Origin of the sequence: Psychrobacter sp. TB55-MNA-CIBAN-0194 (assembly GCF_040309505.1) — a bacterium.
In the GTDB taxonomy this organism is placed as follows: Bacteria; Pseudomonadota; Gammaproteobacteria; order Pseudomonadales; family Moraxellaceae; genus Psychrobacter; species Psychrobacter fozii.
In genome coordinates, this window is record NZ_JBEOOW010000628.1 from 1 (window position 1) to 247 (window position 247).

Annotated in this window: 1 protein-coding gene; it reads right to left on the bottom strand. The window is 38.1% G+C overall.

The features are described from left to right. A partial coding sequence (locus tag AAEY75_RS16520; protein WP_352260246.1) for a site-2 protease family protein occupies positions 1–215 on the bottom strand: 215 nt, incomplete at its 3' end. Positions 216–247 lie beyond the last annotated feature (32 nt).

Below are 247 nucleotides of genomic sequence, written 5' to 3' on the forward strand. Positions count from 1 at the left end.
TTTGCTGGTACGTCATCAACTCGCTCATCAAGCATTTTTACATATCCGCCTAATGGAATAGCGGCAATCACGTATTCGGTATTATATTTGTCATGCCATTTTAACAGTGGCTTACCAAAACCAATTGAAAAACGCAGCACTTTAACGCCCATTTTTCGTGCAACCCAAAAATGGCCATATTCATGTATGGCCACTAAAATACCAAGCGCTAAAATAAATGAGCCAAGATTCCAAAAAAAATCAAACA